Origin of the sequence: Paraburkholderia sp. BR14312 (genome assembly GCF_040948675.1) — a bacterium.
Lineage (GTDB): Bacteria > Pseudomonadota > Gammaproteobacteria > Burkholderiales > Burkholderiaceae > Paraburkholderia > Paraburkholderia nodosa_A.
The window spans coordinates 513,169-528,770 of sequence record NZ_JBFPKI010000001.1; the positions used below are offsets into that span (position 1 = coordinate 513,169).

10 protein-coding genes and 1 pseudogene are annotated in these 15,602 nt (G+C 61.7%); 3 read left to right on the plus strand and 8 right to left on the minus strand.

Annotated elements, in window-relative coordinates; genetic code table 11:
- The first annotated feature begins 175 nt into the window (after positions 1-175).
- Together AB3X98_RS02255 and AB3X98_RS02260 are read left to right on the plus strand one after the other, a co-directional pair.
- Complete coding sequence (locus AB3X98_RS02255) at positions 176-628, plus strand: nuclear transport factor 2 family protein (RefSeq protein ID WP_342948338.1); 453 nt, start codon at positions 176-178, stop codon at positions 626-628.
- Between the two features lie 246 nt (positions 629-874).
- Positions 875-1,990 carry an FAD-dependent oxidoreductase gene (locus AB3X98_RS02260; protein WP_368604735.1) on the plus strand — a complete coding sequence of 372 codons (1,116 nt, stop codon included), beginning with the start codon at positions 875-877 and terminating at the stop codon, positions 1,988-1,990.
- Positions 1,991-3,248: 1,258 nt separating this feature from the next.
- Here AB3X98_RS02260 and AB3X98_RS02265 read toward each other — a convergent pair.
- The 6 genes and pseudogenes from AB3X98_RS02265 to AB3X98_RS02290 form a co-directional block, all read right to left on the minus strand.
- Positions 3,249-3,536, minus strand: a complete 288-nt coding sequence (locus AB3X98_RS02265) for a hypothetical protein (protein ID WP_368604736.1) — start codon at positions 3,534-3,536, stop codon at positions 3,249-3,251.
- A gap of 57 nt (positions 3,537-3,593) precedes the next feature.
- On the minus strand, positions 3,594-5,618 hold the full coding sequence (locus tag AB3X98_RS02270; protein WP_368604737.1) for an ATP-binding protein: 2,025 nt from the start codon (positions 5,616-5,618) through the stop codon (positions 3,594-3,596).
- A gap of 255 nt (positions 5,619-5,873) precedes the next feature.
- Positions 5,874-6,026, minus strand: a pseudogene (locus tag AB3X98_RS02275) (Hsp20/alpha crystallin family protein); the annotation flags it as partial.
- Positions 6,027-6,883: 857 nt separating this feature from the next.
- Positions 6,884-8,008 carry a VIT1/CCC1 transporter family protein gene (locus tag AB3X98_RS02280; protein ID WP_368604738.1) on the minus strand — a complete coding sequence of 375 codons (1,125 nt, stop codon included), beginning with the start codon at positions 8,006-8,008 and terminating at the stop codon, positions 6,884-6,886.
- 1,328 nt (positions 8,009-9,336) lie between these two features.
- Positions 9,337-10,998 (minus strand): Nramp family divalent metal transporter, encoded by a 1,662-nt coding sequence (locus AB3X98_RS02285; RefSeq protein WP_368610205.1) that lies wholly within the window; start codon positions 10,996-10,998, stop codon positions 9,337-9,339.
- Positions 10,999-11,109: 111 nt separating this feature from the next.
- The gene (locus AB3X98_RS02290) at positions 11,110-11,259 is read right to left on the minus strand and encodes a hypothetical protein (protein ID WP_176732903.1); all 150 of its coding nucleotides are present in this window, start codon (positions 11,257-11,259) and stop codon (positions 11,110-11,112) included.
- Positions 11,260-12,773: 1,514 nt separating this feature from the next.
- On the opposite strand from AB3X98_RS02290, the gene AB3X98_RS02295 reads away from it, so the two are divergent.
- The gene (locus AB3X98_RS02295) at positions 12,774-14,261 is read left to right on the plus strand and encodes a carbohydrate porin (RefSeq protein ID WP_368605068.1); all 1,488 of its coding nucleotides are present in this window, start codon (positions 12,774-12,776) and stop codon (positions 14,259-14,261) included.
- A 266-nt stretch (positions 14,262-14,527) separates the two neighbouring features.
- Here the strand turns inward: AB3X98_RS02295 and AB3X98_RS02300 are convergent, their stop codons facing one another.
- Together AB3X98_RS02300 and AB3X98_RS02305 are read right to left on the minus strand one after the other, a co-directional pair.
- Entirely contained in the window at positions 14,528-14,830 is a 303-nt protein-coding gene (locus tag AB3X98_RS02300; protein ID WP_368605069.1) for a hypothetical protein, read from the minus strand.
- A complete protein-coding gene (locus AB3X98_RS02305) occupies positions 14,811-15,560 on the minus strand; it encodes an SDR family oxidoreductase (RefSeq protein WP_342948343.1) in 750 nt (249 codons plus the stop codon). Before AB3X98_RS02305 ends, AB3X98_RS02300 begins: the two co-directional genes overlap by 20 nt.
- Positions 15,561-15,602 lie beyond the last annotated feature (42 nt).

Consider the following 15,602-nt stretch of genomic DNA (forward strand, 5'->3'; position numbering starts at 1 on the left):
ATGCGAGTCGCGGCTGGCAGGATCAGATGATGCGCGCCTGTTTCCATTGCCAGCGGGAAACGCGAGACCCCTGGAGTCTCTTCCGCGCGCGGCAGCGCCGCAATGAGGCACTGGCGCGATCAATGAACGTCGGCGGCCGAACGCCGCACTGGCCGCCGCTCAACCGGAGTTCACCATGACCGACAATCTGAATCGAACCGCTCTGCCTCCTGATGTGGCCGCAGAGATCGAACGTATCTACCAGCAATGGGACCTCGCATGGTCGACCGACGATCTCGACGCGATGGTCGCGCTCTATGCACCGGAGGCGGTACTCGAAAGCCCACTCGTTCCTCACCTGCTCGGCGGCAGCGACGGTGTCCTTCAAGGGCGCGAGCGAATCCGTTCACTGCTTGACAGCGCGGCGCCGCGTAAGCCTGATGCCCGCTCCTTCCATCGCGAGGGCTATTTCACGAACGGTCGCCGGTTGATATGGGAATACCCGCGCGCGACGCCCAACGGCGAGCAAATGGACTTTGTTGAAGCGATGGACGTTGAGAACGGTCGGATCAGTCGGCATCGCGTGTATTGGGGCTGGCGCGGCGTCGAAGTAATCAAGGCTGATGCGTATTACAAGGGGCACCGCTAGCCGGCCGAATCATTTTCCCTAAGAGCGACCTTGAGTAGAGAGCGTCCTCCATTGAAGTTCAAGGCGATCAATAGATGCGACCAAAACGTCACGCCGACAAAACCGGTAAGCGCCGGACACTCTCCTCATGAGTCCTGGATGGGCTGGCATTGAGAGGGCGCCCCAGAGGTCAGGGCCGCCAAAGACCTGCTTTTATTGCGTTATTGCACGCGCGCCCGCGGCGGCGTGAGCGTGCGGAGATGGACCATGAATGACACGACGCTTGTCATCGGTGCTGGACCGGTCGGTCTCGCGGCCGCACTTTTTCTTGCTGACCAGGGCATGCGCACCCGCATCGTCGATGCCGCTCCGCAGGCTGCCACCGAATCGCGCGCTCAGGTCGTGAATCCCCGCGCACTCGAACTGCTGGAGTCCACGGGCGTCGCGCAGGCGATGGTCGCGCAAGGGCGTGCCATCCACCGCACGCGCTTTTACGACGACTGGAAACTGATTGCGGAACTCGAGTTCGCTGGCGCGCATCCGCGCTACAGAATGACGATCCTGTCGCAGGCCCGCAGCGAGGCATTGCTCGCGCAAGCCTTGCGCGAGCGCGGCGTCGTCCCCGAACGCGGCGTGCAGTTAGATGCGCTGCGCCAGGAGGCCGATTACGTCGAGGCGACGCTCATCCATGTCGGCGGACGGCGCGAGGTCATACGGTCGCCGCTGCTGCTTGGCGCCGACGGTGCGCACAGCCGCGTGCGCGAGCAACTCGGGATCGCTTTCGAAGGCTCTGCCTTTCCTGAAGCGTGGCCCCTGGCCGACACCGGTCTCGAGACGTCTCTTGACCTTGACAGCGCGCACGTCTGCTTCCTGAAAGACGGCCTTGTATTCCTCCTCGGCCTCGAGGGCAAGCTCTGGCGCGTATTTGGCAACGTGCCCGACATCCTGGACCACCTACCACCCGGCACGACACACGTCGGGCCGACGGCATGGACATCCAGCTTCCACATCAGTCACCGGCTCGCGGCAATGGAGGCGGTGGGCCGGGTGGCGATAGCGGGTGATGCGGCTCATATCCATTCGCCCGTGGCCGCGCGGGGCATGAACCTGGGAATCGAGGATGCCTGGGTTTACGCACACTGCGCGGCGGACTTTCTGGCGGATCAGCCTGGTCGCCTTGGGGACTACGGGCGGCTGCGCCACGCTGTACATGAGAAGGTCGTAAGCCACATCAAGCTGCTGACGGAACTCGCACGCGGTCGGCCTGATCTCGTCGGCCTTCTGCGCGACCATCTGATACCGGGTCTCACGAAGTTTGGCCCGTCGGCCCACGCCATGGTGGCGTTGCTGACCGGCCTTGATTCGGACGTGCGCCTGCACTGAGCAACCGGGAAATCGGGCGTCCCGGGCGGCAGGCAGTTGGCGGCCAATCGCGTGATTGGCGAAATGCTTGGCCAAGCTGTCAGCTTGCGACCCTGGCATCGTTACTGTCGGGGGTTACTTCCGGGGTTGATTGCCCTGCTTTCTGGGGACGCCGGCTTCGCGTGCATATGGCGCTTTCCCAGTGTTTCCTCGTGCGATGTGCTCGACCTGCCCGGCGCATCTGTCTCAGCCGTAGGCCCCACGACAGCATCTCCTGGGACACCTGAGGCGTTGCTGTTTCCGGTCCCGCCGCTTGCCGCATCCGGACTACGCTGAGCAAGCGCCACACCGCTTGAAACCATTACCGCCAGCACAGTCGAAATGAAGATCGCATTACCTGCTTTCATGAAATTCCCTCTCCGACGGAGCGCTCACGCGGCAACACTCGCAATACGCGCTGCGGGTCCAATTTTCGCCGGGAGCATTCCGTTTTACCGGTGGCGCGCATAGCGACAGATACAGCGTGACGCTGTTCGATCCATGCGATCGCGAGTTCTGTCGCCTGGGCGTGAGCGTCATCTGCTTGGGCAAAATCACCGTCGACGCCAAGCGTCCCGGCTTCATCCGTATGGTCCGTCACAGTCGCAGCCGCCTTACGGCGACCGTTTTCTGCAGGCGTTGCAACTGACCGGGTCAGCCATCCGCGGTATTCGGTAACTCTCGCCCAACCGCGCCTGCGGACGTTAGACAGCGCGCAAAAGGCTAAACATAGGCATCTGGCATGCTCGGGCACCGCAGTCTTTCAATGCAGTGAATCCCTCGCCGCAGCACGCTTGCCAAGCGCACCGGCTAGCGCCGCTGGACTCACCGGCGAACGTTCGCCCCGGAGCGGTGCGCCATCGCTCATTGACTGGCACCGGCAGCGCTGCTCGCCGCAGCAGGCGAACTGCTCATGCCAGTGTCGCTCTGTGCACTGGTGTTGTCGGCACGTTTGCATCCAGCAGCCGATAGCAGCGCCAGCAGCGCTGCAAGCACAATCCCTGTCACGCTGTGTCTCATTTGATACTCCAATGGCAGTCCCGCAATATGGCGCGCAACATTCATGCCGCGGGTGCGTCAACACACAAGTCCAGTGCGTCGTCCCGATGCAGCCGCTCAAACGAACTGGAACTCATCGGAACCCACTTTGCCTGTTGCATTACATCGACAGGGGCCACGCTCACTATCGAGCGCGCTGCACAGCGTATGCCATACGCGCGGGCACGCGCATGTCCAGCCGTCATTCGGCATAGGCGGCCATCACGATCCGCAGGTTACGACCGTCCTCGTGCACCTCTGCTGCCAGCGCGTATGCATCGTCCGGCCCGCAGGACCTTTCAAGCGCATGCCGAGCCCGGTCGGTGTCTGGAAATGGCTTGTCCGACAGGGCCCGAACCTCGTCGCGACCTTCGAACATCCTGCGATCTGTTCGATATATCAGCGGCTCTCGCTTCCACGCACGAAAGCATTCGCGCACGTGCCCGAAATCTCCGCCACAGACATTCACCTGGTAAAAAATGGCTTTCACCTATCATCAAGCTCGGAGCGATACTTGAACTGACTTCCGTTATCCTGGTGCTGTTGCTCAGCCGGTCCCGCATCTTGCATTCGCAAACGTCCGCAGGAAATCCAGCAACGTTTCCGGATCCACCGGTTTTACAAAATGCCGTGCGCACCCCGCATCGCGGGACCGCTCGACGTCTTCCGGTGCGCCGAACCCGCTGAGCGCAACCACCACGGCGTTCGCGCTTTCGGGCAGCGCCCGGAGTTCCCGTGCCAGTTCGTAGCCGCTGATTCCAGGCAACCCGATATCAAGGATGACGGCATCGGCACGGAAGCCTCTGGCGATCGCAAGGGCATCTTCCCCGTCGAACGCGCAGCGGACTTCATGTTCCTGCAGGACCATCGCCAGCGATTCCGCGGCATCCCGGTTGTCATCGACAATGAGCACACGCAACCGTTTTGCCTGCTGTTCCGGCCGTTCCGCCGCGTCGGCCATGCCGGCACCGGTCCCATGTGTGATGGGCAGCAACACTGTGAAGCGGGCGCCCTTTCCGGCACCGTCGCTTGCGGCCGTCACGTGGCCGCCGTGCATCTCCACCAGGTTCTGGACGACAGACAGTCCGATACCCAGCCCCGACTGGGCCCGCCCTTCTGGCGGCGCGAGCTGCACATACGGCTCGAACATGCGCACGAGTTGCGATGCCGGAATGCCAACGCCCTCGTCCGCGACGATGATCTGAACGCGGCCCTCCCGCACGGCTGCATCTACTGTTATCCGTGAGTCCTCGCCCGAATATTTGATCGCGTTGTCCAGGAGGTTGGAGACGACCTGAGTCAGCCTTGTCCGGTCGCCATCCATCAGTAGCGGTTCGGCGGGCAAGTTAACCTCAATACGGTCCCGGTGATCGTTCGCAGCCGGCAAATTGATTTCGACCGCGCTGTGGACAGACTCCCTGATGTCGAAAACTTCGCGGCGCAGACGGACCTTCCCGCTGCTGATACGGGACACGTCCAGCAAGTCGTCGATCAGACGCGTGAGGTGCGCACACTGCCGCTCTACCGTCAGGCGCGCCCATTCGACCTCAGGGGGTATATCAGTTTTCAGCTGCTTGAGGATCTGCGCCGCATTGCGGATGGGTGCGAGCGGATTGCGCAACTCATGGGCCAGGGTTGCGAGAAACGCATCCTTGAGACGGTCTGCCTCCCGCAGCGATTCTTCGGCGAGCCTACGGCGCGTGATATCGGTCAGCGTGCCAACAAAGGAGCGGATCGAACCATCGGCCTCTTTCCTGAACCGACCATGCATTTCAACCACCCGCGGTGCACGATCCTCGATCCGGAAAATCCGGAAGCTCGACTGGAAGTCGCCAACGCCATCCCTGGTCTCCCCGTGGTGTGTGACCAGGGCCTGCGCGTCGTCGGGATGAACGAGCTCGCGCACAAACGCCTCCCATGACAGCGGGCCCCGCGATTCCGGTTGTCCGGTTATCTCGTACATGCGAGTGTTTTCCCAGACACCCCTGCCGTCGGGAATATCCCACTCGAAAATGCCCGACCCGGCTGCAGACGCGGCCAGCCGAAGCCGTTCCTCGCTCTTGTGTTGGGCGGCCAGCGCCCGGTCGCGTTCGCCGAGGGTATGCGAGATCCGGCTGTCCTGTTCGTCGATCAGTTGCCTGATTGCGGCGCGTATGGTTGCGCTGAACAGATCTTCTATCACCTGGTGGGCATCCGCCTGGACATTGCGTGACACAGAGGTTCCCGCGAAGAACTCTCTTGTTGCCCGCTGTACGCAGCGCTGGAATTCGGTCAGTTCCCCGAACAGCTCGTCGAGCTGGTAGCCAAGCATCCAGCGCTCACTGCCATGTTTTCTGGCGTTGGCGTGTAGCCGCCAGAGTGTCTTCTGCGCCGGCGCGCTCCGCAACACTGCGCAGATTTCCTCGTATATCGAGGGAAGATGGTCGACCAGTTGGACCGTCGATAAGCGTCCGGTCTGCCCGCTCGCCGGATCGGACCGGACCGCGCGAAGCCATCGGCGCGTGATCAGGCCGCGTTTTTGTTCGAGATACGCCGCCAGCTGCTGAAGCGTGCTCGTGTGTGACGGCGTCATGGTCGTTTTCTGATGGCTATTTCAAGACCGATACCCGCGCGACGGCCAGAAAAGGCGACGGCGGCGCGGTGCTGCTTACAACGATGCGGCTTGCTCCAACATGGCACCACAAACGAGCGTTGTTCAGGCGATCGCAGCCGCCTTGCGCGTCGCGCGTGTCTGAGACTCGCGCCGGACTCCGCTGCGAGATGCCCGTAGCAAACGCCGTTCCCGGGAAGCATTGAGTTTCTTCCAATGGATCAGTCTGTCTGTCGGGTCGATGGAGACATCGATCGCTGCCGGGTCCAGATCTGGCGCGAAGGCGACGATCTCTACGCTGTCGTCGGTACTGCCGACGTTGACGTGAGGAAAGGCTTCGCTGCGCGCGGCGCGCAGGCTTGCGGGAAAACTCACGAAGACACTGGCCATCTGCCGTTGCAGTCGCGGCGTAGCCACCGCCCGGGCGGGCGCATCGGAAACCGACAATAGCGGTTCCAATCGCCACGGCGGCAATCGCCCGAATCACGATTTCCCAGCCTGGGGCCCTACGACATCAGCGAAGTGTCCAATGAACGTCCCTGCTTTCGAAAGGACTACATGAACAGCACCATTCAGCTCCGCAACCCGGGCAGCGGTAGTACTGGATGCGGATGTTGCCGAGATATGCCGGTTCGCCGACATCGCGCAGAGGGTGTGTCACATCGAAATCGGGGTGACTCAGCAGAAGACTGCAGGACGCGCAAAGATGTGATGGATCGCAAATCATTTCATTGCCCCTGCATTGCCTTCGATGCGCAACTGCCAGGCGTCGCACGATACTTTTCACGAAGGCAGAAGATCTTGGTGTCAAGGAACACGGAGGCTTGGGGAAAAAGCGGACTGTCCATTCGCGAAGAACGCCGTGTCCGTGAAGCGCTCGAAGTATAGGATGCGGTCCGGCGCGGGCAAGCGTACTAAATCCATGGGTTCCGCACACGCAGTTGACCGCACTCGGACGATCAGCTGTGCACGGACGCGTCAAGAAAGGTTGGACTCGACGGATTGCCATCTCCGCAGCGCGGCGGCGCATGGCCAGGTGAAACAGATCCCTTCAGGAGCCTGCAACTGCCTGGCCCCGTCAGCCTACCGCGCGCAGTCAGTTCGCTGCGGCTCATCTGAATACAGCGCCACTGGTCGCATGCTTGCAAACGTCTGCCCGACGACGACATCGGCGGCTCGACACCAATCGAGCGAATCCCACGCCGACAAACTAATCGCAAATAACGCCGTTCACGACCACATGTTCGTCATGAAACGGACACGCCCAACAGACGCCCAATGCCGTACGTGAACGCAGCAGCGACAAGCCCAATGATGACCTGGCGAACCGCGGAAAAACTGGCACTGCGTCCATTGAACAGTGACGTGAACACCCCGATGGCCGCCAATGCAAAAATACTCAGACCTACGCACTGCACGATCGCCGGGGTGCCGGACGTCCACAGGAATGGCATCGCCGGGAAGATGGCTCCGACCGCAAACAACAGAAAGGAAAATCCCGCTGCAGTCCACGGATTGCCACCGAGTTCCGCCGGGTCCAGCCCGAGTTCCTCACGCGTGAGCGCGTCCAGTGCCTTGTCCTTGTCGCGCATGATCTGTGCTGCCACGCGCTTCGCTTCGTCGCGCTCCAGGCCTTTGGCGCGGTAGATGAGCCTCAGTTCATGCTCCTCCGCATCGGGAGTGTGTTCAAGTTCGTCGGCTTCCAGCGCGATCTGCGTTTTCGCAAGTTCGCGGGCATTGGTGACGGACAGCCATTCTCCAAGTGCCATGGAACAGGCGCCTGCGATCAGTCCCGCCATTGCTGTGAGCAGAATCGCCTTGTTGCCTGTACCGGCGCCAGTGACACCCATGATCAGACAGAAGTTCGATACCAGTCCATCGTTGGCACCGAGCACGGCGGCGCGGAGGTCGTTACCGGATGACACGCCCCGATGCCAGGATTCCGCTTCGGCGATCTCGGCCCCCTTGGTCGGTTCCGGCTTGTCCGCGTTTACCATGCCCTGCACCACGCTAGCGTGCTGCCGTTCCTCTGCGGACATTGTGGCGGTCTCGGGGTTGCCCGCATATTTATTCCGGTCCGCAAATTCGGCGGCTGCAAGCGTAGGCAGCACAAATTTCGGACCAAAGACGCGAACCAGACTCTTCATCATGAAAGTCTTCACACTTTGTCCGTCCGGGACGGGCTGTCCGTTCGCTTTCAGCTTGTCGGCCCATACCTTTGCATGGGTTCGCTCCGCTGCGGCGAGCTCGCCGAAGACCTGCTTCCGGTGAGCGTCCTTTTCGACGTGCGCGAGCGTTTCATAGATCGCCGCGCTATGTCGTTCGTCGGCAAGATGCGCACGGTAACGCTTGAGTTCCTTTCTGGAGGCCATGATGTCGTCCGATTGGGTTGTCGGTAACGGAGCTGCTGCCCTGGACGCAGTCCAGCGCGCCGGCGGTGGCCGAGCCATTTGTGGACCGCAGCAAGAGCTGCGCCCATGTCATGTGAACTGCCGCACAGGGGTGAAATATCAGCGCCGGCGAAGAAGGTCAAGGGATGTCCTTCGAGCCACGCGCCAGCGACGGCAGTCATCGGAAGTGCAAGCAGAAGCAGAAAACGCATGGATTGGTTCCAGAGCTACCCATGGTTTTTTCAAGTTAGCAGCGTGCTACTACATTGACGCACGCGAATGAGCGACGGGCAACGACACAGTTCGTGGCGATTAATATTTTCCTCTACGAGCGTCGGCCCGCAAACAGGGTCTATATGCGTCATGTCGTTCAGTACCGGGTTTCCTGTCATCGGCTGCGTAATGCGTTACTAAGGCAGTATTTCCCGTAGACCAAACAGTGGTGCATTCCAACATTCGGCAATGCGTTTTCAGCGAAAATGCCAGTAACAGCCCGTGTCGTGTTCGTTGTGAATGCCGGACGATTTTGATTTATGGACTGGAATGCGATGACCAAGACCAGAGCAAAAACCATGCATATCGGTGGAATGTGCTTTTTCATCGTCGGTGCCTGATACGGTAACCCGAAACGCCCTGCCAAGGTGCGGCGGAGCTCGCTCTCAGTTCATGCCACTGAGTGACCTGTTATGCCACGTTCGCCAAATGAACATGACGTTGCTCTGCGCCGCCGTGGCGTCATTTGACTTGCACGGCGGAGCATGTACCTCGGCGCGCTGTCCGCGCTTCCACTCATTTCATACGGGCGCAGATTCGTGGGCCTGTCGACCAATCGAAGCTAGATACGCCGTTGTCCATGTCCATTCGGACCGCCAGGAGCATTAACGCGACCCCTCGGGCTGTCCGCGCCGAGGAGTCGCGGTCCCGGAGCGATACCTGCTGCGAACTGCGTACGAAATGTATCGCTTCAAATGACTGTCAGCCATCACGACCCGACCCGCAGGCGCCGTAGCAGAGCCCGTCCTGCCTCGGTTAATCGCACGGTGATCCAGTCAGGCGCTCGCTCCTGAGTTTCGACAAGCTTCCGACTCTGCAATGCCCTCATGTTCGGGTCCAGTGTGCGTACCCGCATTTCCCCGTTCGCAAGCGTTAGCAGCGTGCCGATCTCATGGTGGCTGAGCATCGAAGTCCCCGCAAATGAAGACATGTCGAGAGCAGAAGCCGCGTCACGTGCCCATATGCATACGCTTGCACGAAAAAGACGGGGCCGTGCGCACTAGAGAAGGGGCAGACTTGCGTCTGCCCGATGCACGTTAATGGATAGCCATCTGCACGACCTTCACGATCACGAGACTCACTGCGACGACGAGGTAGGTGCGCAGCACGCCCATCCACACGCGTGTCGACAGCGTCAGGTGCTGCGGCGCCGGCAGGTCTTCGAGCGGCGCCATGCGCCACGTGTTGCGCAACTCCTTGAGCGCTGGCTTGTTGAGCGGCAGGGCATCCTGGGTGCCATTCGCGCCGCGTGATTTGCGCGAGAGTTCCACCGCGGCGTACACGGCCACGGCAATTCCACATCCGCCCACGAGAATCTTGACGATCGCCGCGCCGCTGATATCCGGAAACACGGTGGCCGCCGTCAGGATGATCGACAACACGACGAGCACGGCAATCACTGCACCCGTGAACACGTTCAGCCTCTTCGAATTCACCCACGGGCCAAGCACCGCCTTGTCATTACAGAGCAGCAACAGGAACACCGTTGCGCTCGGCAGCAGCACGCCGGCCAGCGTCTGCACAGCCTCAGTCAAGAGGCCGAGCGGGCTGCCGGGAATCAGCACGAGGGCCGCCGCGACCGCGATGATGCCGAAGTAGACAAGATAGAAACCCTTCGCGTCGAGCACGCTGCGGTGCAGCGAGTGCTTGACCTTGAAGACATCGCCAATCGCATAGGCCGTCGAGAGCGAAACGGCGGCGGCGCCAATGATCGACGCGTCGAGCAGCGCCACGGCGAAGATCGTGGCCGAGGTCTGGCCGACGTACTTGTGCAGACCCGCAATCACGCCACCCGCGTCGGTGAAGTTGCCGAACTCGGGCTTGCCGTCAAAGAGCGCGGCGGTGAAGGCCATCATCGCCACAGCGCCGACGATCACGAACGCGATACCGATCCAGAGGTCCGCCTTTTCGTACTTCATGAAGCGCGGCGTGATGCGCTTGTCGATCACGTAGCTCTGCTGGAAGAACAGTTGCCACGGCGCGACGGTCGTGCCGACGATGCCGATCACGAGGAGCATCACGTCGGAGAGCTTCGAATTCGCCGGCCAGGTCGGCACGAAGAAGTCGCGCGCGATAACGCCCACGGGCGGGTGAATCGAAACGAGCACCGGGATCAGCAGCAGACTCAACAGGCACAGCACGATCGCGAAGCGTTCGAAGCGCCGGAAGTCGCCCGTACTGACCGCCGCCATCGTCAGTACCGCGGCGATGCAGACACCGAGAACCTTCGAGACGCCGAGAAAGTCGAGCGCAAACGTAATGCCGATGAACTCGGTGACGATCGTGAGCGCATTGAGCAGGAAAAGATCGATGACGCTGAAGGCGCCCCAGAACTTGCCGAAGCGTTCGAAGATGAGGCGTGCGTGGCCGACGCCGGTCACGGCGCCCAGGCGCAGGACCATTTCCTGGTTCACGTAGAGAACCGGAATCAGCAGCGCGAGCGTCCAGAGCAGCGACGTGCCGTAGTTCTGCCCCGCCTGCGTATAAGTGCCGAAGGCGCCGGCGTCGTTATCGCCGACCATGACGATGAGGCCGGGGCCAAGGATGGCGAGCAGCGTGCGCAGGCGCGCCATCCAGTTGCTGCGCGGAGCGGTGTCGTGGCGGGCGATCGTGCCGAGGGCGCCTTTGATATCGCCCACGTGCGCGTCGTCGAGCACGGCACTCCGACGTTGCGTGATGTTTGCAGGAGTGGTGGACATCGTTATTTATTCCTTAGTAGTACTTTTTTGAACTTAATGATTGAGACGTGGCGCTGCCCCGCCGACTGATGATGCGGGAGCAGGGGCAGAAGTCGGCGACGCCAGGCCGTGTCAGCGAACGAGCTTTTTGAATGCCGTCCAGACGGCAGCGACTACGCCGGTTGAGCCGTGCGAATGTGAGTCGAGCCCGAGCATGCCGTTGTAGTGCGTGCGAGCTTCTTCGACGTGCGGGAGTTGCGAAACGAGGAGAGCGAAGTGCATGGTGATTCCTCCAGATGCCTGAAACGTGGCGCCATCGATCAGGCGTGCCTTCGTTTCGCTTCACGCGGGGGGCGATATGCCCGGGCGTGTGGGAGGAACGTGTGCGGACTGATGTCAGGCGAAGCGGGCCGCGCCTTGTGGGAGCGCAGCGCAAGTCGTGCAGGGACAAGGCTCAGGGTCGGGCATTGTGAACTCCTCTGTTGTCAGGGTCAGGGTACGAGTCAAGCTTGACGGACGTGTTTAACCACACGCCAGGTCCCGCGCGCCAGTGCGCGAAAACGGCGTGAACGAGCGGCGTCGCGAGCCAATGGCTCGACGCGCCGGGTCGCGTTGACGAACGTGCGTGATAGCACACACGCCAACGACGGCGGCCAATCGAAAAGATGCGCGGGAGAGACTGCGGAAGCTACTGCGGCGCGCACCGTCTGCCTGCTGGCAGGACGGCGGCTAAGGAAGAATCCAGGCGGGCGTCGTGCCGGTCAGGCAGAAAAACGATTCGAAGGTCGACAACTACAACTGTCCAAGGCAAATGCCCCTTTCGTGGAAACAGGCGAATTCTAGTGACGACGCGTGAGCCGAGTCAACGACTATTTCAAAGATTTTTCTTTCGAATCCGTTACTTCCATTTAACGAAATTCATTTGCATTCCGTTTGTTATGCACTCCACAACAGAACCATTGCCCGTGCGTTTGTGTTTGCACACGTGCCGCGCCGCGCGCGCTCGTGAGCCTCCCAGAATGCCATTGAGCTGGCACAGTCCGGTGCATTTGGCATCCCTCTTCAAACTGCTATGCACTGCATGACAATTTTTACTTGCGCGCTCGCAGATGGCGCGCATAGAATCCGCCCTGTCTTAGAAACAGGAGAGTCCTTCGTGGACGCAAGCTCTAGTTGTCGATCTTGTATGCCGGCGTGTGCCGGCAACCAGACTGCAATCGCGCGTTAGCGACGCCGGACTTTCCCTCCTGCCGCTGACCCCGATTGACGGGTCAGCGCGCTTCTTCCGGACCGCCCGTGCGGTCTGTCTGTAGCTCGCTCCCTTTTTGCTTAAGTACGCCGACAGCGCCCGACTTCGCTGACGGTGTGCCACTTATCGAACGTTGCCCGGCCAGCCGGGCTCGACGGGAGTTGAATCATGCATATCGAACGCTTTCTCCTCGCCTCACGCGATTACCTGCGTGCAACGCCAGCAGTCGCACCGCAACGCGAACCTGACGGGCACAGCCAGCTCTGGCGGCACACAGGTGCCGACAGAGTCCAGGCAGTGCAACGCGGCACCTCGGTTGCAGCCCTCTGGAAGATGCCAGGACGCACCGGTGGCGGTACTTGGTGGCCCGCCTGACCGGGTCATCGTCGCAAATAGGCTTTGCAAGACTGCAGCCCCCACGGCGAGGCGGCGCCGGACACCCTCCTGCGTTGGCATCGCTTATTCATCAGTTCGCTTCCCAGAAGAACACAAAATGATCTCCTTTGGCACGCCCACACATAACGACAACAGCATTGACAGCCGATGTATGCTCGCTCCGCCCTCGCGCCTGAAGCCAGGCTGCGCCGCCGCAGCGCTCTTGGTGGTACTGGGCGCCAGCATCGCCATGCCGGCTTACGCACAGTCGGAGTCAGCCGCGCCCACATCGGCGGACCAGGGCTCTTCCGCAACCACAAACACCGACACAAGCGCGGCATCGGCCGGGGCCGCCGCCGCGCCGACCGGCTTCTGGGAGCGCTCTAACCTGCTCGGCGACATGGGCGGACTGCGCACGCTACTGGGCGACCACGGCATCACGTTCAACGCGCAAGAAACCAGCGAGCTCTACGGAAACTTCTCCGGCGGTATCTCGAAGGGCGCTTCATACAACGGCGCCACGCAGTTCGGCCTTAGCGTCGATACTGACAAGGCGCTCGGCCTGAAGGGCGGCACCTTCTTCGTCGATGCCCTGCAGATTCACGGACACGGCATCACGGCGGCACGCCTGAACGCATTGCAGGCCGTGAGCGGTGTCGAGGCCGAAGCGTCGACGCGTTTGTGGGAACTCTGGTACCAGCAGGCGATAGGTGACAAATTCGACGTCAAGATCGGCCAGCAGAGCCTTGATCAGGAATTCATCATCAGCCAGTACGGCAGCACGTTCGCGAACGCGACTTTCGGCTGGCCCGTCCTGGCCGCCACTGACATGCCTGCGGGCGGCCCTGCCTATCCGCTCTCGTCACTTGGCGTGCGCCTGCGGTTCAAGCCGAGTGACTCGATGACGATTCTCGGCGGCATCTTCGACGGCAACCCCGCGCCAGGCAATGGCGACCCGCAGCAACTCAACGCCAGCGGCACCCAGTTCAACCTGCACAACGGCGTCATGATGATCGGCGAGGTCCAGTACGCGATCAACCAGCCGCCGGCAGGCGGATCTGGTTCGGCACAGCCGGGCGGGCTGCCGGGCACCTACAAGCTGGGCTTCTGGTACAACAACAATCACTTCGCGGATCAGCACCTCGACACGAACGGCATCTCGCTCGCGAGCCCGGCGTCGAACGGCGTGCCGGCCACGCATCGCGGCAACTTCAGCATTTATGCCGTTGCAGACCAGATGGTGTGGCGCCCGAGCGCCGACAGCCCGCAATCGGTTGGCGTCTTCACGCGTGTGATGGGCGCGCCGGGCGACCGTAACCTGCTCGACTTCAATATCAATGGAGGCGTCGTCCTGAAAGCTCCGTTCAAGGGCCGGGACAGCGACTCGGTCGGGCTCGCGGTGAGCTACGCGAACGTCAGCTCGAGCGCGAGCGCACTCGACCGTGACATCGCAACGCTCCGGACGCCGGGCTACCCTGCGCGTTCGGCGGAGACGGTGATCGAGGCGACCTACCAGTATCAGGTTGCGCCGTGGTGGTTGCTGCAGGGCGAACTCCAGTACATCTTCCATCCGGGTGGCGGCATCCCCGACCCGAACAACAGCGGCGCACGCATCGGCAACGAGGCCGTAGCCGGACTGCGAACGGTCGTGACGTTCTGATGCCCTGACGTTCTGCAGTGTCCGGGCCTGCCGACGATTTGTCGAAAAGGCCCGGACAGGTCACTAATAGGACGCGTTCGTCTCGACTTCCGGCCACCGCATCAGTCGGTAGCCGGCCTGAAAGCGGCCGTTCGATCTGCTAACACCGTGATGCGTCGGCTGCTATTGCGCTTGCCGTCGAACCGGCTGAACTGAAATTACTGCGCTCATTCCCGTGCGACGGCTTCGAGCAGAAAAACGAGCAGATTCGGCGTTTCAGTTGGGAATCAGCGTCGCTCGTCCTTCGCAATGCGACGCAGGCCGAGCGCGAGTGCGAGCGTGGCGAAGCTCAAGGCGGCGATGACGCCGGCGCCCAGATACACGGCGAAGCCCAGTCCGTGAACCGTCGCCACGCGTCCCAGAATCGGCGCGAGTATGCCGGCGGCCAGATAATCAAGGAGATACAGCGCCGACAGGGTGCCGCCTCGTCCATCGCCGGGGGTCGCGCGGTTAATGAAATCGCGGGGGCAGTCGGGCAGGCTGTATGGGTCATGCCCGTCTCCCCCGGTATCAGAGCTTGGAGCCGCCATCGACACGCAGCGTGTCACCCGTCACCCAGCGTGCCGCATCGGATGCGAGGAACAGGGCAGCGCCTGCGATGTCGTCGGGTTGCGCCACGCGCTTGAGGGCCTGCATGCCGAGGGTGAAGTCCCGCCCGGCATCGGTTTTGGCGAAGTTCGACATGTCAGTTTCAACAACGCCCGGCGCGACGGCGTTCACGCGAATGCCGCGCTCGCCGAGCGCTGCGGCGAAATGCTTGACCAGGGTGTCGATTGCTCCCTTACTCGCGGCGTAGGCTGACAGATTGCCAACCGAAGCGCGGGCTGCAAGTGAGGACAGCAGGACTACGCTACTGCCCTCGCCCAGCACGGGCAGCAGTTGCTGGACGAGGAAGTATGGGGCGCGCACATTGACGGCGAACAACCGGTCGAAGTCCTCTACCGTCGTTTCCGCGATCGACGAGGCCTTCGAGATGCCGGCATTCGCAACGAGAATGTTGAGACGCTCGCCAATCAGCCCGCGTACCTGACGGGCCAGTTCGTGAGGGCCGTTCGCCGCGCTCAGGTCTGCCGCGACCTTGTCGGCCGAACCACCCGACGCACGGATCCCGTCGACGACGGAATTCGCAGCCTTCTCGTCGCTGCCGAAGTGCACGATCACGCGCGCGCCTGCTGCTGCCAGAGCCTGAGCGGTTGCGCGGCCGATGCCGCGCGAAGCGCCCGTGACGAGTGCAGTTTTGCCGTGAAGATTAGTAGTCACGATTAACTCCTGTTGAATTCGGGATCAAATGTGGGTGTAACT

Excerpts from the sequence above, each read along its gene's own strand:
- AB3X98_RS02255 (WP_342948338.1), top strand. The coding sequence starts at position 176 with ATGACCGACAATCTGAATCGAACCGCTCTGCCTCCTGATGTGGCCGCA.
- AB3X98_RS02300 (WP_368605069.1), bottom strand. The coding sequence starts at position 14,830 with ATGGCGGCTCCAAGCTCTGATACCGGGGGAGACGGGCATGACCCATAC.
- AB3X98_RS02270 (WP_368604737.1), bottom strand. The coding sequence starts at position 5,618 with ATGACGCCGTCACACACGAGCACGCTTCAGCAGCTGGCGGCGTATCTC.
- AB3X98_RS02290 (WP_176732903.1), bottom strand. The coding sequence starts at position 11,259 with ATGCACTTCGCTCTCCTCGTTTCGCAACTCCCGCACGTCGAAGAAGCT.
- AB3X98_RS02295 (WP_368605068.1), top strand. The coding sequence starts at position 12,774 with ATGCTCGCTCCGCCCTCGCGCCTGAAGCCAGGCTGCGCCGCCGCAGCG.
- AB3X98_RS02285 (WP_368610205.1), bottom strand. The coding sequence starts at position 10,998 with ATGTCCACCACTCCTGCAAACATCACGCAACGTCGGAGTGCCGTGCTC.
- AB3X98_RS02260 (WP_368604735.1), top strand. The coding sequence starts at position 875 with ATGAATGACACGACGCTTGTCATCGGTGCTGGACCGGTCGGTCTCGCG.
- AB3X98_RS02280 (WP_368604738.1), bottom strand. The coding sequence starts at position 8,008 with ATGGCCTCCAGAAAGGAACTCAAGCGTTACCGTGCGCATCTTGCCGAC.